At 32.3% G+C, this 23067-nt stretch carries 26 protein-coding genes; 18 read left to right on the forward strand and 8 right to left on the reverse strand.

The window, feature by feature from the left end; translation table 11 throughout:
- Positions 1-22 precede the first annotated feature (22 nt).
- Positions 23-667 carry a ComF family protein gene (locus BFJ87_RS12410; RefSeq protein ID WP_077405008.1) on the reverse strand — a complete coding sequence of 215 codons (645 nt, stop codon included), beginning with the start codon at positions 665-667 and terminating at the stop codon, positions 23-25.
- A gap of 85 nt (positions 668-752) precedes the next feature.
- On the opposite strand from BFJ87_RS12410, the gene BFJ87_RS12415 reads away from it, so the two are divergent.
- Both BFJ87_RS12415 and BFJ87_RS12420 read left to right on the forward strand, forming a co-directional pair.
- Complete coding sequence (locus BFJ87_RS12415) at positions 753-1649, forward strand: coiled-coil domain-containing protein (protein WP_077405010.1); 897 nt, start codon at positions 753-755, stop codon at positions 1647-1649.
- 36 nt (positions 1650-1685) lie between these two features.
- Positions 1686-3227, forward strand: a complete 1542-nt coding sequence (locus BFJ87_RS12420) for a glycine--tRNA ligase (RefSeq protein WP_077405013.1) — start codon at positions 1686-1688, stop codon at positions 3225-3227.
- Between the two features lie 77 nt (positions 3228-3304).
- Here BFJ87_RS12420 and BFJ87_RS12425 read toward each other — a convergent pair whose 3' ends face one another.
- The gene (locus tag BFJ87_RS12425) at positions 3305-3823 is read right to left on the reverse strand and encodes a hypothetical protein (RefSeq protein WP_077405016.1); all 519 of its coding nucleotides are present in this window, start codon (positions 3821-3823) and stop codon (positions 3305-3307) included.
- A 125-nt stretch (positions 3824-3948) separates the two neighbouring features.
- On the opposite strand from BFJ87_RS12425, the gene BFJ87_RS12430 reads away from it, so the two are divergent.
- A complete protein-coding gene (locus BFJ87_RS12430) occupies positions 3949-4713 on the forward strand; it encodes an exodeoxyribonuclease III (RefSeq protein WP_077405019.1) in 765 nt (254 codons plus the stop codon).
- A gap of 21 nt (positions 4714-4734) precedes the next feature.
- Complete coding sequence (locus BFJ87_RS12435; protein ID WP_077405023.1) at positions 4735-5796, forward strand: aldose epimerase family protein; 1062 nt, start codon at positions 4735-4737, stop codon at positions 5794-5796.
- 1 nt (position 5797) lies between these two features.
- Here the strand turns inward: BFJ87_RS12435 and BFJ87_RS12440 are convergent, their stop codons facing one another.
- A complete protein-coding gene (locus BFJ87_RS12440) occupies positions 5798-7366 on the reverse strand; it encodes a SulP family inorganic anion transporter (protein ID WP_077405026.1) in 1569 nt (522 codons plus the stop codon).
- A 154-nt stretch (positions 7367-7520) separates the two neighbouring features.
- On the opposite strand from BFJ87_RS12440, the gene mqo reads away from it, so the two are divergent.
- Entirely contained in the window at positions 7521-9002 is a 1482-nt protein-coding gene (gene mqo, locus BFJ87_RS12445; protein ID WP_077405029.1) for a malate dehydrogenase (quinone), read from the forward strand.
- Positions 9003-9076: 74 nt separating this feature from the next.
- Here the strand turns inward: mqo and BFJ87_RS12450 are convergent, their stop codons facing one another.
- Positions 9077-9997 carry a nicotinic acid mononucleotide adenyltransferase gene (locus BFJ87_RS12450; protein WP_077405032.1) on the reverse strand — a complete coding sequence of 307 codons (921 nt, stop codon included), beginning with the start codon at positions 9995-9997 and terminating at the stop codon, positions 9077-9079.
- A gap of 252 nt (positions 9998-10249) precedes the next feature.
- Between BFJ87_RS12450 and BFJ87_RS12455 the strand changes: the two genes are divergently transcribed.
- The 9 genes from BFJ87_RS12455 to BFJ87_RS12495 all read left to right on the forward strand — a co-directional run bounded on the left by BFJ87_RS12455 (position 10250) and on the right by BFJ87_RS12495 (position 16247).
- Positions 10250-11251, forward strand: coding sequence for an NAD(P)H-dependent glycerol-3-phosphate dehydrogenase (locus tag BFJ87_RS12455; RefSeq protein WP_077405035.1), 1002 nt, complete (start codon positions 10250-10252; stop codon positions 11249-11251).
- A 199-nt stretch (positions 11252-11450) separates the two neighbouring features.
- On the forward strand, positions 11451-12038 hold the full coding sequence (locus BFJ87_RS12460; protein ID WP_077405037.1) for a hypothetical protein: 588 nt from the start codon (positions 11451-11453) through the stop codon (positions 12036-12038).
- A 53-nt stretch (positions 12039-12091) separates the two neighbouring features.
- Positions 12092-12508 (forward strand): MFS transporter, encoded by a 417-nt coding sequence (locus BFJ87_RS12465; protein ID WP_077405039.1) that lies wholly within the window; start codon positions 12092-12094, stop codon positions 12506-12508.
- A gap of 12 nt (positions 12509-12520) precedes the next feature.
- Positions 12521-13102: a hypothetical protein gene (locus tag BFJ87_RS12470; RefSeq protein ID WP_077405042.1), complete on the forward strand. Its 582-nt coding sequence runs from the start codon at positions 12521-12523 to the stop codon at positions 13100-13102.
- Positions 13103-13145: 43 nt separating this feature from the next.
- Complete coding sequence (locus BFJ87_RS12475) at positions 13146-13925, forward strand: HipA family kinase (protein WP_077405045.1); 780 nt, start codon at positions 13146-13148, stop codon at positions 13923-13925.
- Positions 13915-14298 (forward strand): DUF3037 domain-containing protein, encoded by a 384-nt coding sequence (locus BFJ87_RS12480; RefSeq protein ID WP_077405048.1) that lies wholly within the window; start codon positions 13915-13917, stop codon positions 14296-14298. Before BFJ87_RS12475 ends, BFJ87_RS12480 begins: the two co-directional genes overlap by 11 nt.
- A 22-nt stretch (positions 14299-14320) precedes the next feature.
- Positions 14321-14899 carry a hypothetical protein gene (locus tag BFJ87_RS12485; RefSeq protein WP_077405051.1) on the forward strand — a complete coding sequence of 193 codons (579 nt, stop codon included), beginning with the start codon at positions 14321-14323 and terminating at the stop codon, positions 14897-14899.
- 286 nt (positions 14900-15185) lie between these two features.
- Positions 15186-15734, forward strand: coding sequence for a hypothetical protein (locus BFJ87_RS12490; RefSeq protein ID WP_077405054.1), 549 nt, complete (start codon positions 15186-15188; stop codon positions 15732-15734).
- Positions 15735-15776: 42 nt separating this feature from the next.
- Positions 15777-16247, forward strand: coding sequence for a hypothetical protein (locus tag BFJ87_RS12495; protein WP_077405057.1), 471 nt, complete (start codon positions 15777-15779; stop codon positions 16245-16247).
- A 14-nt stretch (positions 16248-16261) separates the two neighbouring features.
- Here BFJ87_RS12495 and BFJ87_RS12500 read toward each other — a convergent pair whose 3' ends face one another.
- Entirely contained in the window at positions 16262-16891 is a 630-nt protein-coding gene (locus tag BFJ87_RS12500; protein WP_077405060.1) for a 2OG-Fe(II) oxygenase, read from the reverse strand.
- 103 nt (positions 16892-16994) lie between these two features.
- Here BFJ87_RS12500 and BFJ87_RS12505 point away from each other — a divergent pair, with 103 nt between their 5' ends.
- From BFJ87_RS12505 to BFJ87_RS12515, 3 genes are all read left to right on the forward strand, one after another.
- Entirely contained in the window at positions 16995-17369 is a 375-nt protein-coding gene (locus BFJ87_RS12505; protein ID WP_077405063.1) for a nuclear transport factor 2 family protein, read from the forward strand.
- A gap of 133 nt (positions 17370-17502) precedes the next feature.
- Complete coding sequence (locus tag BFJ87_RS12510; RefSeq protein WP_077405066.1) at positions 17503-18171, forward strand: hypothetical protein; 669 nt, start codon at positions 17503-17505, stop codon at positions 18169-18171.
- Positions 18172-18183: 12 nt separating this feature from the next.
- Positions 18184-19032 (forward strand): hypothetical protein, encoded by an 849-nt coding sequence (locus BFJ87_RS12515; RefSeq protein WP_077405069.1) that lies wholly within the window; start codon positions 18184-18186, stop codon positions 19030-19032.
- A gap of 35 nt (positions 19033-19067) precedes the next feature.
- Here BFJ87_RS12515 and pbpC read toward each other — a convergent pair whose 3' ends face one another.
- Together pbpC and BFJ87_RS12525 are read right to left on the reverse strand one after the other, a co-directional pair.
- On the reverse strand, positions 19068-21440 hold the full coding sequence (pbpC, locus tag BFJ87_RS12520) for a penicillin-binding protein 1C (protein WP_077405071.1): 2373 nt from the start codon (positions 21438-21440) through the stop codon (positions 19068-19070).
- Positions 21441-21463: 23 nt separating this feature from the next.
- A complete protein-coding gene (locus tag BFJ87_RS12525; RefSeq protein WP_013620696.1) occupies positions 21464-21820 on the reverse strand; it encodes a hypothetical protein in 357 nt (118 codons plus the stop codon).
- 94 nt (positions 21821-21914) lie between these two features.
- Here BFJ87_RS12525 and BFJ87_RS12530 point away from each other — a divergent pair, with 94 nt between their 5' ends.
- Positions 21915-22424, forward strand: coding sequence for a CvpA family protein (locus BFJ87_RS12530; protein ID WP_077405074.1), 510 nt, complete (start codon positions 21915-21917; stop codon positions 22422-22424).
- A gap of 67 nt (positions 22425-22491) precedes the next feature.
- On the opposite strand, the gene BFJ87_RS12535 is transcribed toward BFJ87_RS12530, so the two are convergent.
- Positions 22492-22998, reverse strand: coding sequence for a DUF5004 domain-containing protein (locus tag BFJ87_RS12535; protein ID WP_077405078.1), 507 nt, complete (start codon positions 22996-22998; stop codon positions 22492-22494).
- Between the last annotated feature and the right edge of the window lie 69 nt (positions 22999-23067).

A 23067-nucleotide genomic window follows, 5' to 3' on the forward strand; every position in this document is an offset into this window, starting at 1 on the left:
AACAATTTACACAAACATAAAACTATGGCACTACAGCAATTGTTGCCACATAAATTGTAACATTTTGCGCCTTATTTAATGCCGTTGCACAAGCCTCTATTGTAGCACCTGTGGTTATAACATCATCTACCAATAAAATGGTTTTTCCCGCTACATCTTCATTATTTGTTAACTTGTATAAATCCTGATTTACTTTCCACCTAGAAAATCTGCTCTTTTTTGTTAATGTTCTAGTATTAGCCGTTTTACACAATACATTTTCTTGGTAACTAGCATTAAAATGCAATGCCAATTCTTGCCCAAATAAGCTAACTTGGTTGTATCCTCTTTTTGTTAATTTTTTTTTATGTAAAGGTACTGGCACAACAATATCAATATCTAAACGTTCTTTAATAGATTGCGCAAACCAGAGTCCAAAAAAGGACCCTAATTGCTGCTGATTTTTATATTTTAAATGATGAATTATGTTTTTTACCACCCCATTTTTTGTGAAAAATAAGAAAGAATTAACCTTTTTAACATTAATTCTCCCATAAAAAATACGGTCTATTGGGTTTTCATCGGTAAAATTGTACTCGGTAAGCGGTAATTCATTTCGACAAACGGTACAAATTAATCGTTCACCTTTACGCAAAGGTGTATTACATCCAAAACACCCCAAGGGCATTAGTATTTTATTGATATGATTTAGTATATTTGACAACTTATAATGTCCCAAATTTAACCCTACTTAAAATTACCTCCAACTTTTGATGGACTCACAAGATAACAATTTAAAATACAAAGTGATTATAGCTGCGCTTGCGGCCGTAATACTGGGTATATTAATTGCTTTTTATTACAGCAATGCACAGTCCAACAGTAATATTAGTTACTTAGAAAGAGAGAAAAAAATGCTTACTGACAAGCTTGCCAATATGCAAGCAAATATAGAAAGCTTATCATCAGAAATTGAAGTGAATAAAATAGATTTAGATGTAGCCAATAGTGATGTATCTAGATTATTAGACTCTATTGGACAATTAAATTTTGACAGTAAAAAATACGATCAAAACAAAAGAGATTTACGCAGGTGGCAACTTAAGTACGACAGTCTTAATATGAAATACAATGCCTTAAAATATAGCAACGTTGTTTTAAGTGAAACAGTACAAAATGCAAAAAAGCGAGCAGAACAATACAAGGCTCAAGCACTTGCTGCAACACAAAACGAAGAAAGCTTAAAAGATGCCAACAGTAAACTAAATAAAGAGCTAAAAAATAAAACATATTTAAAAATTAGAAGTTCTGAAGCCTTAGCTTTTAGAGTGCGTAATGGTAGAGATATTAATACCAACAAAGCAAATTTAATTTCTAAATTAAGAGCTTGTACAACTATTAGTGGCAACCCTAATGATATTAATATTGAAAAAAGATTGTACCTACAATTTTTAGATCCTAACAAAAAAGTAATACCAAACAACGCTAATATTATTAATGTTAAGGGTAATGAATACAGCAAAGCTGTAGACATTATTTACACAGGTATTAACGAAGAAATTTGTGAGCATATTAAGTTTCCTACAGGCTCTTTAAAACCAGGCATGTATACTTTAAATGTTTTTGAAGAAGAAAAATTACTTTCTTCAATAGAATTTGAATTAAAATAATTCAATCTATTAACACTAAAGTTCTATTTTTGCCATATGGCAAATCAAGAAGACAAATTTAAAAAAGTTATATCTCACGCTAAAGAATACGGTTACGTTTTTCAATCCAGTGAAATATACGACGGTTTAAGTGCTGTATATGACTACGCACAAAACGGAGCAGAATTAAAAAATAATATTAAACAATATTGGTGGAAAGCAATGGTGCAACTGCACGATAACATTGTTGGTATAGACTCTGCCATTTTTATGCACCCAACGGTTTGGAAAGCATCTGGACACGTAGATGCGTTTAATGACCCATTAATAGACAATAAAGATTCTAAAAAAAGGTATAGAGCAGATGTTTTAATTGAAGACTATTGTGCCAAATTAGAAAACAAAATAGACAAAGAAATAAACAAAGCTGCTAAGCGTTTTGGAGATGCATTTAACAAAGAAGAATTTGTTACTACAAATGCACGTGTTCTAGGATATCAGGAAAAAATAGATACTATTTTATCTAGAATGGGAAAATCCTTAGAAAATGAAGATTTAGCAGATGTAAAGAGTTTAATTGAAGAATTAGATATTGTTTGCCCAGTATCTGGATCTAAAAACTGGACAGACGTTAAGCAGTTTAACTTAATGTTTGGTACCAAGTTAGGAGCCTCTGCAGACAGTGCTATGGATCTTTACTTAAGGCCAGAAACGGCACAAGGTATATTTGTAAATTTCCTAAATGTGCAAAAAACTGGACGTATGAAAATTCCTTTTGGTATTGCCCAAATAGGAAAAGCTTTTAGAAACGAGATTGTTGCAAGACAATTTATTTTTCGCCAAAGAGAATTTGAGCAAATGGAAATGCAATTTTTTGTGCGCCCTGGCACACAAAAAGAATGGTATGAGGCTTGGAAACAAAACCGTATTAAATGGCATTTATCTTTAGGTATGGGAGAAGACAATTACCGTTTTCATGACCATGATAAATTAGCACACTACGCAGATGCTGCCGCAGATATAGAATTTAAATTCCCGTTTGGCTTTAAAGAGTTAGAGGGTATACACTCTAGAACAGATTTTGATTTAAGTAGCCACGAAAAGCATTCTGGTAAAAAATTACAATATTTTGATCATGAAATTAACGAGAGCTATGTACCTTACGTGGTAGAAACATCTATAGGTTTAGACCGTATGTTTTTAGCTGTTTTTTCTAATTCTCTTGTAGAAGAGGAATTAGAAAACGGATCTACAAGAACTGTTCTTAAACTACCTGCTGTATTAGCACCAACAAAAGCTGCTATTTTACCACTTGTTAAAAAAGATGGCTTACCAGATGTTGCTAAAGAAATTATAGAGGATTTAAAGTGGGATTTTAAAGTAATATATGATGAAAAAGATGCTGTTGGTCGTCGTTACAGAAGACAAGATGCCAACGGTACTCCGTTTTGTATTACAGTAGATCACCAAACTTTAGAAGACAAAACAGTAACCATACGTCACAGAGATACTATGGAGCAAAAACGTGTGGCAATAGCAGATTTAAAATCTATTATTAATGCAGAAGTATCTATGAAAGAATGGCTTAAAAAAATATAATTTTAAGTACTTATACAAAAAGAGCTCACTAAAGCATTTGCCAGTAGTGAGCTCTTTTTTATTGTAATTAATTGCTTTTAAAATCTGTAACCTACAGATAAACCTGCTCTAAAAATAAAATCGTCCTGAAATTCTTTAGGATTTATATTTCTACCAAAACCACCATTTAGCTCTAATGTAAAACGTTCGCTACGTGTTACCCACTTGTAACCACCACCTAAACCTAGAGCTACACCACTGTATTCTCCAACAATTCTAGAGCCCATATCATTGTATTTTTTTTCTCCCTTTAAATACAAACCAAAAGCTTCTGCAAAAGCGCCACTTCTAGGTAAATCTCCAAAGTAAGCCCTAAAGTTTGGTCCAAAACCAAAGCTACCATTGTAGTCTTCACCGTCACCATCAAAATGAAGAATTGCACCAACGCTAGTATCATCACCTAAAAAATACTCGTATCCAAATTCTACAGAAGTTGTTGCTAAAAACATACCAATGTTAAATTTAATTTCTTGGTTTTTATCAAAATTAGAGTAAGCTTGAGCAAATGCCATTTTGGCTCCCAATAAAAATACTACTACTAATAATCCTTTTTTCATAATGTTAGTGTTTTCTATATCTCATTTTTCAATTGGCAAAAATAGAACTTTTTGTAAGAATCTCTGTCATTCATTTTTCATAGAACCCTTTGTTTTTTCTATTTTTAACCTTTTAATTACATATAATGAAAATAGTATCCTATAACGTTAACGGTATTCGCGCAGCAATTAATAAAGGTTTTATAGATTGGCTTACCGCTACAGACCCAGATGTTATATGCCTTCAGGAAATAAAAGCCCTTAAAGAGCAGTTAGATTTATCTTTGTTTGAAGAGGCTGGCTACAGCTATAACTATTGGTATAGCGCACAAAAAAAAGGCTACAGCGGTGTTGCTATTTTATCTAAAATAGAACCAGATAATGTTACTTATGGCACAGGTATAGATTATATGGATTTTGAAGGCAGAAATATTAGAGCAGATTTTGGAGATATTTCTATTATGAGTATGTATCTACCATCTGGTACAAATTTGGCTAGACTAGATTTTAAACTAAAATATATGGATGACTTTCAGAAATATATTAATGAATTAAAAAAAGACAAACCTAATATTGTTGTATTAGGAGATTATAATATATGTCATGAAGCTATAGATATACATGATCCTGTACGTAATAAAAACGTATCTGGCTTTTTACCTGTAGAACGAGAATGGATTGGAAATTTTATAAAAAGCGGTTTTATAGATAGTTTTAGATATTTTAACACAGAGCCACACAACTACTCTTGGTGGAGCTACAGAGCTAACGCAAGAAACAATAATAAAGGTTGGCGATTGGATTACGGAATGGTTAGCAAAACCTTAGAAAACCGCCTTAAAAGAGCTGTTATATTAAAAGAAGCTAAGCATAGTGACCATTGCCCAATTTTAGTAGAACTAAAAAATTAAACATCCTAACCAATTATTAAAATGGCACCACAACTCCTAAACCCAAAAGATTTTGAAGCCTTAATTAATGGAAAAAGAGTAGCTCTTTATACCTTAAAAAATACTCAAGGTTCTATTGCTCAAATAACAAACTATGGTGGCACTTTAGCATCATTATGGGTAAAAGACAAAAACAATGATTTTAAAGATGTTGTTTTAGGATATAAGTCTTTACACGAATACCAAACAAATCCTAATGCCTATTTTGGTAGTATTGTGGGTAGATATGCTAACAGAATTGCAAAAGGTAAATTTACACTAGACAATAAAACCTACAATTTAGCTGTTAATAATGGAGAAAACCACTTACACGGTGGCACTACTGGTTTTGACGCCGTTGTTTGGGATGCAAAACAACCTACAGAAGATACGCTAGAGCTAACTTACGTTTCTGCAGATATGGAGGAAGGTTACCCTGGTAACTTAGCGGTTAAGGTACAATACCACCTAACAGAAAAAAATGCCATTAAAATAAAGTATTGGGCTATTACAGATAAAACAACAGTAGTAAACCTAACAAACCATTCTTATTTTAATTTAAACGGAGAAGGCACTGGTGACATTTTAAACCACAAACTACAAATTAATGCATCTTCTTTTACAAGTATAGACAACACTTGTATACCTACAGGAGAATTAACTCCTGTTAATGATACTCCACTAGATTTTAGAAAAGAAAAACCAATTGGTAGAGATATTGATGCTGATTATAAACAATTAATTATTGGCAATGGTTATGACCATAATTTTGTTATTGACCAAAATACAACTCTAAACTTAGTGGCAACTGCTAAAGCACCTAGTACAGGTATTATTATGGATGTATATACTACAGAGCCAGGTGTGCAATTATATACTGGTAACTTTATTAATGAAAATTTAGTTGGTAAGTCTGGAAAAAAATACCATCCTAGAGCAGCTTTTTGTTTAGAAACCCAGCATTATCCAGACAGCCCTAACAAGCCTCAGTTTCCTACTGTGGTATTGCATCCTAAAGAAGAATACCACAGCGTAACTTTATATAAATTTAGTACAGTAAAATAGTTTACTTATTAGCCACTACTTTGTACGTTGGGTCTTCCATTACATTCACATCAATTATGTCATCTGCATTAGATAACAAACGTATGCAGTCTTTACTTAAATGACGTAGATGAACTTTTTTACCCACTTTGGCATAACGTTCTGTTATTTTATTTAGAGCCTCAATACCACTCATATCAGTAACTCTACTTTCCTTAAAGTCTATAATAACTTCGTCTGGATCATCCTGCACATCAAACTTTTCATTAAACAGCGTTGTAGATCCAAAAAATAAAGGTCCGTATATTTCGTAATGTTTAACTCCGTTTTCATCAATATGCTTTCTGGCTCTAATTCTTTTGGCACTTTCCCAAGCAAATACCAATGCAGAAATTATTACTCCTATTAAAACAGCTAACGCTAAATTGTGTAAAAACACGGTAATTAAGGTAACCAATATCATTACAAAAATATCTGGCTTAGGCATTCTTCGTAAAGCCTTAAAGCTAGCCCACTCAAAAGTACCTACAGAAACCATTACCATAACACCAACTAATGCAGCTATAGGCACAAGCTCTATTACCGGCGCACCAAACAATATAATAACCAATATAGTTAACGCAGCAATTATACCAGATAATCTTGCTCTTGAACCTGCAGATAAGTTTACTAAAGTTTGTGCAATCATAGGGCAACCACCCATACCGCCAAAAAAACCGTTTAATATGTTTGCCCCACCTTGAGCTACACACTCTCTATTACTGTTTCCTTTTGTTCCTGTAATTTCATCAACCAAGTTTAAAGTAAGTAAACCTTCTGTTAAACCAACAGCCGCCATTATTAATCCATAAGGTAAAATAATTTTAAAGGCTTCTAATGTAAACGGAATTGCTGGTATATGAAAAGAAGGTAATGTACCACTAAGCGACTTTAGTGGCTCTCCTGGTAATGTATCTTGATTTATAATATCTACAACTTGCTTTGTTTCTATATTAAAGAAATACACTACCAAAAACACAACAATAATACCTATTAATGATGCTGGAACAGCTTTTGTAAATTTGGGAACAAAAACAATTATTGCTATGGTAAACAATACCAAACCTAGCATAGTATACAATGTTTCACCTGTTAACCAAACTGCAGCATCACCAACACCAATTTTAAATTGGTCCATTTGTGCCATAAAAATAATAATAGCCAAACCGTTAACAAACCCAAACATTACTGGCTGTGGCACTAAACGAATAAATTTACCAAGCTTTAAAAAACCTATTATCATTTGTATAACACCTGCCAAAGCAACTGCCCCAAAAACGTATTCTAATCCGTGAGAATTCATTAAGGCCATAAGTACAACCACAGTTGCCCCAGCTCCACCAGAAATTAACCCTGGCCTTCCTCCAAATATGGCTGTAACCAAGCCCATAATAAAAGCACCATATAATCCTACTAGAGGTGAAAATCCTGCTAGAATTGCAAACATTAATGACTCTGGAATCATTGTCATTGCAACTGTTAATCCTGCTAAAATTTCATTCTTGTAGTCTACCTTCTGCTTAAAATCAAATAAATTTAAATACTTTTTCATTTTAGCTATAAAATTAAGGGCGCAAAAGTAGTGTTTATTGGGCTCTTATAGAAATAAACTGTGTAAAACTAAAAAACACTTCTTTAATTAATAAAAATCTAACACAACTCACTAACAAAACGTTTCTTAGCTTTGTAGTAAACACATCTATATAATGGCAAAACAAGACTTTACACTTATAGGAGCTGGTATAATGAGCGCAACGCTTGGCGTTTTATTAAAACAATTACTACCAGATGCAAAAATAGCTATTTATGAACGCTTAGATAAGGTTGGCGCAGAAAGCTCTGATGCTTGGAACAATGCAGGCACAGGACACTCTGCTTTTTGTGAATTAAACTACACACCAGAAAATGAACAAGGAGGCATAGATATTTCTAAAGCATTAAAAATTAGTGAGTCTTTTGAGGTATCTAAACAACTTTGGGCATACTTAGTAAAAAACAATTTATTACCTACAGAAGATCCTTTTATTAATGACATAGACCATATGAGTTTTGTATGGGGTGATGAAAACCTAAACTTTTTAAGAAAAAGACACAAAGCACTTACGGCATATCCTATTTTTAAAGATATGTTACATTCTGAAAATTATGATGAAATTAAAGAATGGGTACCCTTGATGATGACAGGCCGCAACAAAAACCAAACTATAGGAGCCACAAGAATGTCTATAGGTACAGACGTAAATTTTGGAGCTATAACCAGAGGTATGATTGCCTATTTACAGTCTTGTGATGGCGTAGAAGTGTTTTTAGGCCACCAAGTAGAAGATATAGATGACAAAAAAGATGGCACTTGGAAAATAGAGGTTAAAGATTTACATACAGATAAAGAAAAAACCATAGAAAGTAATTTTGTGTTTATTGGTGCTGGTGGAGGTGCACTAAAATTATTAGAAAAATCTGATATACCAGAAGCAGATGGTTATGGTGGTTTTCCAGTAAGCGGACAATTTTTAAAATGTAACAACCAAGATGTTATTTTACAGCATGAAGCCAAAGTTTATGGTATGGCAGAAGTTGGCGCACCACCAATGTCTGTTCCGCATTTAGATACTAGAATGTTAAATGGCGTACGCTCGTTACTTTTTGGTCCGTATGCTGGTTTTTCTACTAAGTTTTTAAAAAATGGTTCTTATTTTGATTTGCCATTGTCTATAGATGCTCATAATATTTTTCCTATGCTTAGGGCTGGTTTACACAACATATCATTAACCAAATACCTTATAGAGCAGGTGGTACAATCACCAGAAGAACGTTTTAAAGCTCTAGAAAAGTACTATCCAAATGCTAAAATTGAGGACTGGGAACTTATTACTGCTGGGCAAAGGGTACAAATTATAAAAAAAGACGCCAAAGAAGGTGGAGTGCTTAAATTTGGAACCGAAATTGTTACCAATAAAAACAAAACGTTGGCTGCTTTGCTTGGCGCATCACCGGGTGCATCTACATCTGTATCTATTATGTTATCTGTATTAAACCAATGTTTTCCTATGCAAGTAAAATCTAGAGCTTGGCAAAAAAAGCTAACAGAAATGATTCCGTCTTTAGGGCACTCACTAATTACAGATGAAAAACTTTGTAAAAGCACAAGAAATTATACTACTAGTATTTTAAAATTAGAAGACCAATAAACATAAAAAAACCGCCTTAAACATACTACTGTTTAAGACGGTTTTACAACTAATAACCAACCTAAAAATTCTTTTTATTTTATACGCTGTCTCTTTACAGTTTTTATACCGTTAGTAGACTTTGTTCTTTTTTTATCTGAAGCAGATGCATCACCTTTTAAATATTGTATGTATCCTAATCCAGTAAATTCATAAACCGTGCCAGAATTTGGATGATACAATTCTATAGTACTATCATTAATTACATAAAGCTCAAAATAATCATCACCCATAAAGTCATAATCCAACTCTAATAGCTTTAAAGTTTCATCTCCTTCCACATCAAAAACTTTATAATCACCTTCATAATCCCACTGTAAATTTCTTGGTCTGGTACCATTATTATCTATAGATGACCTAAAAACATCGGCATTACCATCTGTAAAAAATTGTAAAAAGTTTTCTGCATCAAATTCATTTATAGCTCCTTCTTGGCTTGTGTATGTTTTTTCCCAAACATCATATTCCTGTAAAAAGTATTTTAAATTATCATAAAATACGTAATCATAATCAAACGTGCTTTGCCTGTAACCCCTTAAGTAGTATGATGTGTTTGTGCCAACATCTAATAGTTCTAGAGTATTGCTATTTACCACATATACCTCTAGTGGCCACCTACCATCTACACTATGGTTTACTCGTATACCATCATTAAAAACATCATAATTACCAACATCTACACCATAGCCGCCACCGGTTTTACCAATACCCACAATATTATTATTAGCATACAAACGGCCATTATTAAATGTAATAGTAAATGCACGTTGTAAAAAAGGTACTTCGCCGTTTCCTTGTGTAGCATTAATATCTACATACCAAAGGTCATATTTGTGTATAGCGTGTTCTACAGAAAATCCTGGTTCTATAAAATCATCTTCTATTATTATTTCAGAATAGCATGATGAAACTAAGGTTCCCAATAACAATAATCCTAATAGTAATTTTGTTCTCATAATAAAAAATGTATTGGTTCTGCCAAGTATAAAACAAAGGGCGTGCCAAAAAACTCAATATATTTATTATCAGTATTTTACATATTTAAATATGAACGTAATTATGCAATTTTTAATAGTTATTAAGTTTTGTAGTGGCAACAAACCGTTTGGTTACTGTATTTTAAAGTTTTATTAAATTGAAGCTATACAAGGGTTAATTTTCTACTTTCAATTAAATTTTATCTACTTTTGATTTTCTAAATATATTTTATGAAGAATACTACAAAATTTGCTGTTTTGGGTGGTGGTAGCTGGGCTACTGCAATTGTAAAAATGCTTACAGAAAATGTGAGCACAGTAAATTGGTATATGCGCAACACAGATGCTATTGCACATATAAAAGAACACAGTCACAACCCTAATTATATAAGCGCAGTAGAATTTAACACACAACAATTAGAATTAACCGCAGATATTAACAAAGCTATTGCCAATGCAGATGTTGTAATTTTTGCAATACCTTCTGCTTTTTTAGTTACAGAACTGCAAAAGTTAACAGTTTCTTTAGAAGGTAAAATTGTATTTTCTGCTATAAAAGGTATTGTACCAGAAACAGGATTAATTGTAGGTGAGCATTTTAATGAAACCTATAATATACCATTAGAAAATATTGGTGTTATTGCCGGTCCTTGCCACGCAGAGGAAGTTGCTTTAGAGCGCTTGTCTTACTTAACTATTGCCTGCGCAGATGAGAAAAAAGCCAAATTGGTGGCTAAAAACTTAAGTAGCGATTATATAAAGACAAAAACATCTGACGATATTATTGGTACCGAGTATGCTGCCGTGCTTAAAAACATTTACGCCATTGCTGCTGGTATGGCTCACGGTTTGGGCTACGGAGACAATTTTCAGAGTGTGCTTATGAGTAATGCTATTAGAGAAATGAAACGTTTTATTAAGCGTGTACACCATATGAAACGTAATATTAACAATTCTGCCTACCTTGGTGATTTGCTAGTTACTGGCTATTCTGTTTTTAGTAGAAACAGAATGTTTGGTAATATGATTGGCAAAGGATACACAGTTAAAAGTGCTATGATGGAAATGAGTATGGTTGCCGAAGGTTACTACGCTACTAAAAGTGCTCATTTAATTAACGAAAAACACAGTAAAAAGTCCAAAACTCCTATTATAGACGCAGTTTATGCTATTTTATACGATGGTAAAAATCCTAAAAAAGTATTTAATAACTTAACAGATAAACTAGACTAGCTACAATGGCTAAATTTTACAAAGCTTGTTTTTATAGTAATTCTATGCAATTGCTCTAAAAACAAGCTTTTTTATTTGTGTATTTCTAAAAACAACATAAATTGTAAGAAATTGATTCGGTTTTTTTATATCCAGTAGAAAAAAATAAAACAAGCCTATTAAATAAACCAATACAAATAACCAAACACCAACTAAATTTATGAGAAAAGTAAAATCTGTGTTATACAGAATAGTATTTATTATTGTATTCTCTTTACTAGCAAAATCTTGTGTTAGCGATTATATTTACGAAGGAGACAAAGATAAAATTGCGGAACGCCAACAAATGTTAGATGAAAACACGTTTGTAATTGCAGACTTATCTAACGAGTATACAGAAACCACTTTGGCAAAAGTTGTAAAAATGTACAAGTTTAATTATACTTTTACTTTAAATGGCCGCACTTATACAGATGAAATTTCTTTATCTACACTACCTAGTTTCCCTCAACTAAAACTTTACTATTTAAAAGAAAACCCTAATATAGTTTCTGAAGATCCACAGGCAGATATTGATACTGAAAATAAAAAAGGGAAATCTGTTACAGACCTTATTGTTGGTATTGTATGGGGAATTCTAGCGCTACTTATGGTACTCTCGTTTTTTGGAGGAAAAAAAGAAACAGAACCCAAAGTTGTACAAGAAGCAAAAAAACCAATTGCTACTAATACAGATGTACGTTCTGCAGAACAAAAAGAACAAGACCGTAAGGCCAAAGAAGACCCTAGTAGATTTTTACCTAAATAAAGTGGCTAATATTTTAAAGGATTGAAATAACATAGAAACAGTAACATAAAACTATGGATCAGAAAATAAAAACATTAAAAATTATTCACTTAGCTATAACCTTTGGGATTGTTGCTATTTATTTTACTTTAGGAGATATTACGGCCTTAAAAAGTTTTACTGTACCTGCTTTAGATGCGTCTTCAGTTGTATTTTTAGCATTACCATTAATTGCTGTTTTTGCTAGTAATTTTGTGTTTAAAAACACCCTAAAACAAGCTAAAAATATTAAAAACTTAGAAGACAAATTTGGTGTGTACCAAACTGCATCAATTATAAGATGGGCAATTTTAGAAGGTGCTGCTTTTATCATTCTATTTATAAAACCAGACTTTATGTTTTTTGGGCTTTTAATTATACTGTATATGGTATTTTTAAGTCCCACTTTAGATAAAATGAAAAACGATTTTGAAAGTGTACGCATAAAATAATTTAAACTAAATATGAAAAAAACACTAACCATTACAGCCCTTATTTTACTAACTATTGTTGGTTGTAAAACAGAACAGGAACAAAAAGTGAGCAATTTATCTAACCTATACGCCGTAGATGGTTTTATAGATTTTCCGTTTACTATTACAAACACCAAAGAAGATAAAGGCTATTACCAATACACTATTAAAGCTACTGTAGATAATGATACTATTGGTATGTTGGTTTCTTTAAAAAAGGATATTAAAGCAGGTTTTGTTAATGGTGAGCCAAAAAATATGTTTGTAGATAATGGTATTAAATTTACATCTATTGGCGAGCAAAGCAACAGATTATTAAGCTTTATGCGTAAAAAATATAATTTACCTGCTAAAGACAATACGTTAAAACAAGAACAAATTTTTACTTGCGCTAATCTTAATCAAAATGCTGTAGATTACAAAAATGGCAGTAGCAGATTTAAAATATTTTTAGAGGACGATGAAGAAAATGCCGAGCTTTTTGTAAACTTTAATTTTGCACAAAAAACCATAAACTTAAACGAAAAAGACAACTTGTACAGACCACAGTTGGTACGCTTATTAAGTAAGTAATTAATATACTACATAACTTTTAAATTTTAGTACCTTAGAGTTTATGAACAAACTAGACATAAGAACCGTAAACGTTGTACAGTATGTACAACCTTTACGAGAAGGTGGCTCTTTGCCTGCTATAGTTAAGGCAGATGATGATTTCCTTTATGTTTTAAAATTTAGAGGCGCTGGCCAAGGCACTAAAGCTCTAATTGCCGAGTTTATTGGTGGCGAGCTTGCACGTGCTATTGGACTAAAAGTACCAGAACTGGTGCTTGCAAACCTAGACGACTCTTTTAGTAAAACAGAACCAGACGAAGAAATTCAGGATTTACTAAAATTTAGCGTTGGTCTAAACCTAGGATTACACTATTTATCTAGCGCTATAACTTTTGATCCGTTAGTAACTACCGTAGATGCCAAAACCGCTTCTAAAGTGGTGCTATTAGATAGTATAATTAGCAATATAGACCGTACTGCAAAAAACACCAACTTACTTATTTGGAACCAAGAATTGTGGATTATAGACAATGGTGCTAGCTTTTATTTTCATCATAACTGGCCTTTGTGGGAGAACCACCTAACCAGAACTTTTCCGTTAATTAAAGACCACGTACTGCTACCGCAAGCAACAGAATTAGACTTTGCAAAACAAGAAATTACAAGTAAAATTACACCACAAGTTATAAAAAATATTACCAATAGCATACCAGAAGATTGGCTAATAAACCAAACCGATTCTTTAACTCCTGCGCAAATGAGAGCTGCTTACACCACATATTTAAATGCAAAATTGGGTATGGTAGATGCACTAATAAAAGAAGCTAAAGATGCAAGATAAAGTTACGTTTGAATATGCCGTTATACGCATTGTACCAAAAGTAGAACGCGAAGAATTTTTTAATATTGGCGTTATTTTATTTAGTAAACGAAAAAAATTTTTAGGCGTAAAATACCATATAGATCGCACTAAACTAGAGGCTTTTTGTAAGGAGCTAGATTATAATTTACTGCAAGATTACCTAAAAGCCTGGGAACTGGTTTGTAAAGGAGAACCGGCAGGTGGCCCAATTGGTAAGCTAGAACTATCTGATAGATTTAGGTGGTTGGCAGCCTCTAGAAGTACCGTTATACAAAGCTCTAAAACACACCCTGGTTTGTGCAACAACCCAGAAGAAACCTTAGAAAAATTATTTGCTACTTACGTACTGTAGCACCCAACAAAACCCTATAAAAATGACTAACATTAAGCAACACACAAAAAGCATTTTTTTACTATTGGTAACGGCAGTTATAGTGCAGTCTTGCAATATAGAAACCACTTATGAGACAGTTAACGTTAAAAACAGATTTTCAGTTGTTTTACCTTCTTTTTTAACCAAAACCAATGACTTAAATGATGATGCAAGCCTACAATACCAAAATGAAAGAAGAGAATTTTACATAGCAGTAATAGAAGAATCTTTTGAGGAAGTAGATACTGCTATTGAATATTATGAAAAAGAAGAAAATATAGGGTATAAAAATACGCTAGAAGATTATAAAAAAATGACACTAGACGATTATAAAACACAGCTTACAAACGCAGAAATGTTTAATACAAAAGACACCGTAGTTAATAATATGCAAGCAATTACCACGCATTTAAGAGGAACAATTAACGGCGTAGACATATTTTACTCTATAGGTATTTTTAAAGGTAAAACAAGATATTACCAGGCAAACAGTTGGACGTTGGCAAGTAATGAAAATTTATATAAAGACGATTTAGATAAAATTATTTACTCTATAAAAGAAGTAGAAGAAACAGAGTAACTTTTACCTTTTTACCATAAAAAACCAAGCCTTTACTATTTAGACAAACCTCTAAAAAGTAAAGGTTTTTGTTTGTTTTAGAGCCACCTACAATGCTACACACAAATACACACCTACCAATTACCCTTAAAAAACTGCAAACTATACATTATTAAATACCAATTACGGAAATCTGTTTTTTTGATAAGGAGGAAGGGAGTAAATTGGGTTATTAAGTACTAATCATAAAGTTCTTGACATGAAAAAAACAATTATGTTAACCCTAATAAGCTTAATATCAAGTCTTATGTTTTCTCAGAACATAAACCAATTATATACAAAAAAAGAAGACCTAATTCATAAAAGAAAATATCTAGTTCTAAAAAAGAAAACTATTGAAAACCAAATAGATTCAATTAATAATAGTCTTCTTTTAATTGAAAACGAAATTGCAATACAAAACCAACTAGAGAATGCCACTAAAGCGTTACTAAAAAGAGATTCTAACTTGTTTAAACTTCCAAGTGAAAAAACAGAAATACTAGAAACTATAAACCAAAAAGAGCAGCTTTATCTAATAGAATATTATGAATATGGTAAGTATTACAAAGCTATTTACAATAATAAAATTGGTTATGTAAAAGAAGATGATATTTTAAAAACTAAGTTAGTTAACTCATTAAAAAAGAAAACCAATAATAACTCTTCTTCTCATTCCTCACAAAATAAATCTTCTTATTCAGACAGGCATAATTCACCTAAAAGTTATGTAACAAATATTTGTGGTGCTCTTACTAAATCCGGTAATTATTGTAAAAGAAAAGTGAAAGGCGTAGGCCACTGCTACCAACATTAAAATTGCATCAACCAGAAAATTTCATATCTTTAAAAGAAAAAAATGGCAAGTAACACAGAAATTAAATTATCATCTAACTGGACCAACCTTGGATTGTACTTGGGTACATTTGTAGTACTCATAATGATTCCAATTTTAGCAAAAGTTACCCAAGAGCAGGAGTTTCATATGGGTATGATTATAGCTGCTGCAGTATTTATAGCGTTAATTGGGTTTATTGTATACCAATTTATGTATATATGTGATGCGCGTGTTATTGGAGATAAACTTGTTTTAAAAAAGAAGTTTAGAGCTGCTAAACACTACCCTTTTGATAAAATAGGGTATCCAAAGTCTTTTCATTTAAAAAGATCTAAATACACCGTTGTAGAAATGCAAAACGAAGACAGAAGTCAAGAAAAATACCTTATAATGAACAATAGATCTTTACTTTCTTTTGAGACTAAAGACGCAGAACAAACTCTTATAGACCTAAGAAATATGGCAATGCGTAGTAAACAAACTAGTGTCTAAACACTAGCTTTTTATTACCCTAAAAACTGCCCTAACTTAGCTGGGGTTTGCAACAACCAACCTGTTAGACTGTATCTGTTTTTATATGATTTTAGTACAGCGTGCGGTACAACATCACTCTTAAACAACACACACCTACCTGCTAATGGCTCTACTAAAAACGAGCTATTATCTGGTTTAAAAATCTCCAACTCGCCACCATCACCTTTCTGCCAACCTTCATTTAAATACACAATAAAAGAAATGGTACGGTTATTTCTGTTTTTAAATTGGTCTAGATGTTTGGTATAATGTCCGCCAGGAGGATAGTTTGCAAAATGAAACTCGTACCCAGATAAACTTAAAAAACAATACCTATTAAATATCTGCACCGCTTGGTCTACAATTTTCCAAAAGGCAGTAATTTCAACATCTCTCTCTTTGTTTAACCAAAAAGTATGGTCTCCTCTAATTTCGGTATGTACCACGTTTTTATCTAGCGCACCAATACCAGCTTGTGCAAAATAATTTAGCTTAGATAAAAAGAATTTTCTAACTTCTAAATACGTGCTTGTATCTAAAAAATCATCAATTACTACATAATCGTTACAAGAAAGCTCATCTACCCAGGAGAGCCACTTCTCTATTTGTATTTCAGTATTCAATTTCCTTTAAAAAAGGCGGCAAATATAGATTAAAAAATAACACGTAAAACAAAGCTAAAAATGTTAAATTTAAAAAATAGTACCTTTAAAGTAAAAAGCTAATATGAGTCTTAATTTAAAAGAAAAAGCAATTGCATTTTACAAAACTGCATATTTAGGAAATCCTAAAAAAGCGGTAGAATTATATGTTGGTGAAGAGTACATACAGCACAACCCAGATGTTGAGAATGGTAAAGAGGGTTTTATAGCATATTTTGAGCGTATGCAAACAGAATACCCAAACAAAACCATTGAGTTTGTTAGGGCTATAACAGAGGGTAATCTGGTGGCTTTGCACACGCACCAAACGTGGCCTGGTAATGATGAGTATGTTACTATGGATTTTTTTAGATTTGACCAAAATGGTAAAATTATAGAGCATTGGGATGCCATACAACAAATACCAAAAACGTCTAAAAACAAAAATACTATGTACTAATGTGCATTATTTTATGTACAATAACTAAAAAAAACTATCTAAAAGTACTTTTACAAAAATAGCTCCGTTATAAGTTTTAACCAGTTTTAAGTGAATACTTAAAACAAATAACCTTAACCAAATTTATAACCTTATGGACGGAATTAGAGTACTCTTGCTAGTAGCAGGTGTTATTATTTTGCTTATCAATTTTTTTATTAACTCTGGAAACATTATTAAAATTGTTACCTATTGTTTTCAAACCAACTCTATTGCTAATTATTGGGACTTAATTTTTAAAAGTTGCTTTAGTGGACGCGCTATTATTTCTTCAATAATTGGGCTAATTTTAGCCATCGTAATTTTTGTAATTATTGCGCCAATTATTTTAATTAGGAGTGCAATGGGCACAAAAAAAGTAAACAACTTACTAGATGAAGGCTTGTTTTTTCAGTATCAAGATTTAAGCTTAGAAAAAGACAATCTTACTTTTAAAACCAACATTAACAACGAGCTATTTTTAAATGTTCCGGAAATTAGTGTAACGGGCAAACTTAGGGTAGATGCTATTATTGCTATTAGCGAAATAACAAAGCAGTGCGAAGCCAAAGGATTTAAATGCGAGTATAAGGTAATGCACAAACTACCATTAGAGAATAAAGCTGAAGCATTAGTGCCTCTATTTTTAACTGTAGACAGTCAAGAAATTCCTACCTATTTTATTTATACACCAACACACGTGCAGCAGTATAAAAAAATAAGAAACAAACTATATTCTGCTGGCTATAAAAAAACTATTTATTTTTCAACTATTCAATTTTAAAAACAACAACAAATGACAAAAAAAGTTCTTATTTGTATAGCATTAGGGCTATGTAGTAAACTAATATTAGCGCAGGATATAAATTTATTTGTAAATGACATTAAAGAAGAACGACATTTAGATTCTGACAAAAGTTTTGTAGAATTAACCGCCTTAATTAAAGGTGTTAAAGTAGATGAATTTAACCAGGTAAAAATAAAGTCTATCACAAGCGCATCTGCAGATGATGGCAGTACTTTACAAAAAAAAGAAAGCTTTTTTGGAGATGATTATAGCAATAACAATGAATTAAAAATTAAACTTGAAGCCCCAACACGTAAAGCAATTAATTTAATAAATATTGAAGGCGTTCTAAAATACTTTAGCCCTACAGAAGCTAATGGCGGAAAAGTTATTGTTAAAAACCCGCTTAATTACTATAACAAAAACTTATTAAGCAAAAAGTATAAAGATGTTAAGGTTACTTTGGTAGACAAGGCGGCTTTAGATAAACTAAAAGAAAAAGATGAAAAAGAATACCAAAAAAAGCTAAAAGAACTTAAAGAATCTGGCGTAATTGCAGAAGGTATGGCAGAAACTGTTGATGCTTTTAAGCAGTTTTTTGAAGGTTTTGGTGGCTTTGGCGAAAAAAATGCGTTGTCTTTTTACGTAGAGGATCCTAAGGAAAAAATTGTAGATATATTTATTTACAATGAAGAAGGTAAAAAAATGAATTATGGAAGTAGTAGGTATGGAGCTCACAAACTTAGCATAAGCTTAAAGGAAGAAGCACAGCCAAACTGGACTATAGAAATTTTAATAGAAAGCGAGCAAGCTTTAAAAGAACACACATTTAAAATAACAAGTGTTCTTTTACCATAAAATATAATTTAATACTAGGGTAGTTATAGTTACAGCTACTCTAGTATTGTTATCCAAATAACAGCATCATTACCAACCTCATCTACAACGGTAATTTTATGCACACCAGGTTTTGGCAAAATAGCTATTTCATGAAAGGTATCTGTTTGTTTTACAAACCTATCATCTACATACCAAAATACTTTTGTTTTAGATTTAGAGTGTGCTATTTTTAAAACCAGCTCATTGGTTTCGCCATCAAAGTTTTTTGGTAGAGTAATTTTTGCTCCACTTTTAGGATAAATAAACTCCATTACCCTTGCATTTTCAGTTTTACAGTCGTTTCTAAAATCTGGTAATGTTTTGTACGTAACGTTGGTTTTTTTGTAGTAAAACTCTTGTATAGGAGGCAAAACAAACCAAGGCTTGGTTACCATATTCTCTAACAACTCACATGAAGTATTAACCTGAAACTGCTGCTTGGCATCTAAATGCACTAATTTATGGTAAGGGCAAGCCTCTACATAATTTTGTTTAGCAGGTATACTTATTTTTTTTATTGGGCAATTTGGTGTTGCTAAGTAGCCGCTATTACTACATACATCTATTTCTGTAAACTCATCCAAAGGTTTTAAAAACCAACTTGTTTTAGGTAAAACATTAAAAACGTCAAATAAAATTGGTGCTGCACTGGTAACACCTGTTACATTTGGTCTACCTTCACCATCTGCATTACCAACCCAAACACCAACCACGTAATTTTTAGTTGCTCCAATTGCCCACGCATCTTTATTACCAAAACTAGTACCTGTTTTCCAAGCAATTGGTTTAGACGAGTCATAAAACTCCCAAGACTCCTGTCCTTCTGGTCGGTTTACCTCTTTCATTGCTTCAAAAGTAAGATACATACTTGCTGCATCAAAAATTGTTTTTTCTGTAGATTTTTTTCCAAAATCTACAGTTTCGTTTGCTTTTAAAACTGGTTCTGCAAATTCATTTGTAAAATACTCGCTAGATGTTGTATTAAAATGGTTTACCGTAGATGCCATAGATGCATAAGTTTTACACAAGTCCCAAAGGCTACTTTCTGCACCTCCTAAAATTAATGTTAACCCGTAATGATCTGCAGATTTGTTAATACCTTTTAGATGAAACAGATTTAACTGGTCTCTAAATTTTTGCAATCCGTATGATTGTAACAACCTAACAGCTGGTATATTTAGTGATCTTGCTAATGCCTTTTTAGCCTCTACAGCGCCACTAAAGTCTTCATTAAAATTTTGAGGTGTGTACCCAGCAATTTGTGTAGGTATATCTGCAACCAACATATTGGGTAATAGCTCACCAGCATCTAACATTGCGGTATACAATAATGGTTTTATGGTACTGCCCGTACTGCGGTTTGCTTGTACCATATCTACATCTTTTTGATGACTTTTATCTGTTTTTGTATTACCTACATACGCCAAAACTTTACGTGTATTAACGTCTAAAACTAGAACAGCTGCATTATAAACTTCATTCTGTTTTAAGTGTAAGTAGTGTTTTTGTACCACTGCATTTACACTTTCTTGTAAAGGAGCTTTTATACTACTTACAATACGCTCTCCTTTATGTTTTTTGGATAAGTGCGTAACCAAATGTTGTGCATTTTGTGGTAATGCATACGGCTTTTGTGGCAGCTCTTCTAGCAGGGCTAAATTGTAGGTAGTTTTATTTATAATGCCTTTATCTAAAAGTTTACGTAATAAAGCATTTCTTTTAACTAATAAACGCTGTTGGTTTTTACCTGGATATATTAAACTAGGTGCGTTTGGTAAAACAGCTAGTGTTGCAGTTTCTGCCCAAGATAGTTGATGCGATTTTAACCCAAAATAACGCCAAGATGCAACCTCTAAGCCCACAACGTTACCGCCATAAGGTGCATTACTAGCATACATTTTTAGTATTTCTTCTTTGCTATACCTAAACTCTAGGCGTGTTGCCCATATAAGCTCTATAAATTTTTCTGCATAAGACCTGCTTTTGCCTTTACGCGCTAAACGTATTACTTGTTGTGTTATGGTGCTACCACCACGTACTGTTTTACCTGCTTTTATATTTTGCCCAACAGCTTTAGCTATAGAAACAGGATTAAAACCAAAATGCTTGTAAAAGTGTGCATCTTCAAACTGTAGTAAACAATGCTCAAATTTTTTAGGTATACTATCTACTTTAGGAAAACGCCACTGACCATCGCTAGCAATTTGGGCTCCTAAAAGCATCCCTTCTTCACTTTCTACAACAGTAGCTGTTGGCACATTAAATAGTTGTTTTGGCAAGCAAAAATAATACGCAATAAGTAGTACTGTTACTACTATGCTTTTTTTAGGGTTGTTGCGTAAAAATTTACCAATTACCGTATTTTTAAGTTTGCTTACAAAACCCATATTAAAACTACATTTTACTATTTTTAGTCTATGTATTGTTTTTCTACAAAATAATTTACCAAAGCTTCTTTCATTAAAACACTTTGTTCACCTGCTTTTAATGTTGGCAACTCTTCTTTTATTTTATAATGTGGCCATCCGTCTTCATCAAACATTTCAAACTCATAATAACCATAAGGCTCTAGTAACCTACAAATGGCAATATGCATTAAATTTATTTTTTCGTCTTTTTTATATTTAGCGTGTGGTTTACCTAACTCTTGTATGCCTACCAAGTATATAATTGCATCTAGCTCTAGTGTATCACCATCTGCAAATTGGGCAGATAATTTTTCTACTAAAACATCCCATCTCTCTTTTAATTCGGTATCTCTTGACATTGTAATAGTTACAAAATTTATGTTGTTTTATTCTGTTTTTTAATAAGATGTAAAGGTACAAATCAATATCCTATATTTGTAAAAACACTTGAGAATGAATTTTTTAGACATTATACTTGGCATACTAGTAATTTTTGGACTTTATAAAGGCATTAAAAACGGACTTTTAATAGAAATAGCCTCTTTAATTGCATTAGTTGCTGGTATATATGCTGCTATACATTTCTCTTACATTATTGGCAATTACCTTACTGAAAAATGGCAATGGGACCAAAGCACTATACACATTGCATCTTCCATCTTAACTTTTATTGTGGTGGTACTTATTATTAATTTAATTGGTAAACTGCTTACCAAAGTTGCTAAAGCTGTTATGCTTGGCACTTTAAATAGAATAGCTGGCGGCTTATTTGGCGCTCTAAAAGTTGCTGTTATTATAGGAGCACTTCTCTTATTTTTAGACCAAGCAAACAACAAACTACAAATTGTTAAGCAAGAAACCATAGAAAGCTCTACACTTTATACGCCTATAAAAACTATTGGCGAGTTAGTTTTTGCTTTTGTTTTAGAAGAAACACAAGAACACCCTACAGAAACCCTTTAAAAGCTACTTTTTTATGCATAAAAAGCGCCTAAATAAACTTAGACGCCCTAAGTTTTGTTGGTTATAATTAATTTTTAGTGTAGGTATATGTTACCTCAGCTTCAACCAATTGATTATTTATGTCTCTAATATTTAACAGGCTTTCTACAGAGAAAGCTGTTTCGTCATCATTTAAATTAATTTGCGAACTAAAAATTGTACACGCACTAGAAAAATTTAAAGTATTACCAGTAAATTGCCAAGTTCCTAAAATATCACTCTTTTGCTCACAATTTGCAGCTGTTAAACCTTGTTTAAACGTAAAACTTCTGTCCGTCATAAAATTGTATTCAGCATCATTTTGGCAATCTGTACTTTGTACAAAAATATCTTTTATAGGATTATCTTCTTCATCATCTGTTAAATCTACTGCTACACTAGATTCTACCGCCGTTAACACCCAAGTACCTTGCAACACACTTTCTACCGCTGTTAACTCTCCTGTATAATCTTCTGCGCAAACAAGATCATCATCTGAAGAACAATTCAAGAATAAAACACCAAGTAAACCAATACAAGCTAATTTAAATTTCATAATTCTAATTTTATAATTGTTATATACTAATTAGAACCAAAAATTTAAAAAAGGTTGCGTAGAAGTTGT

Origin of the sequence: Cellulophaga omnivescoria (assembly GCF_001999725.1) — a bacterium.
GTDB lineage: Bacteria > Bacteroidota > Bacteroidia > Flavobacteriales > Flavobacteriaceae > Cellulophaga > Cellulophaga omnivescoria.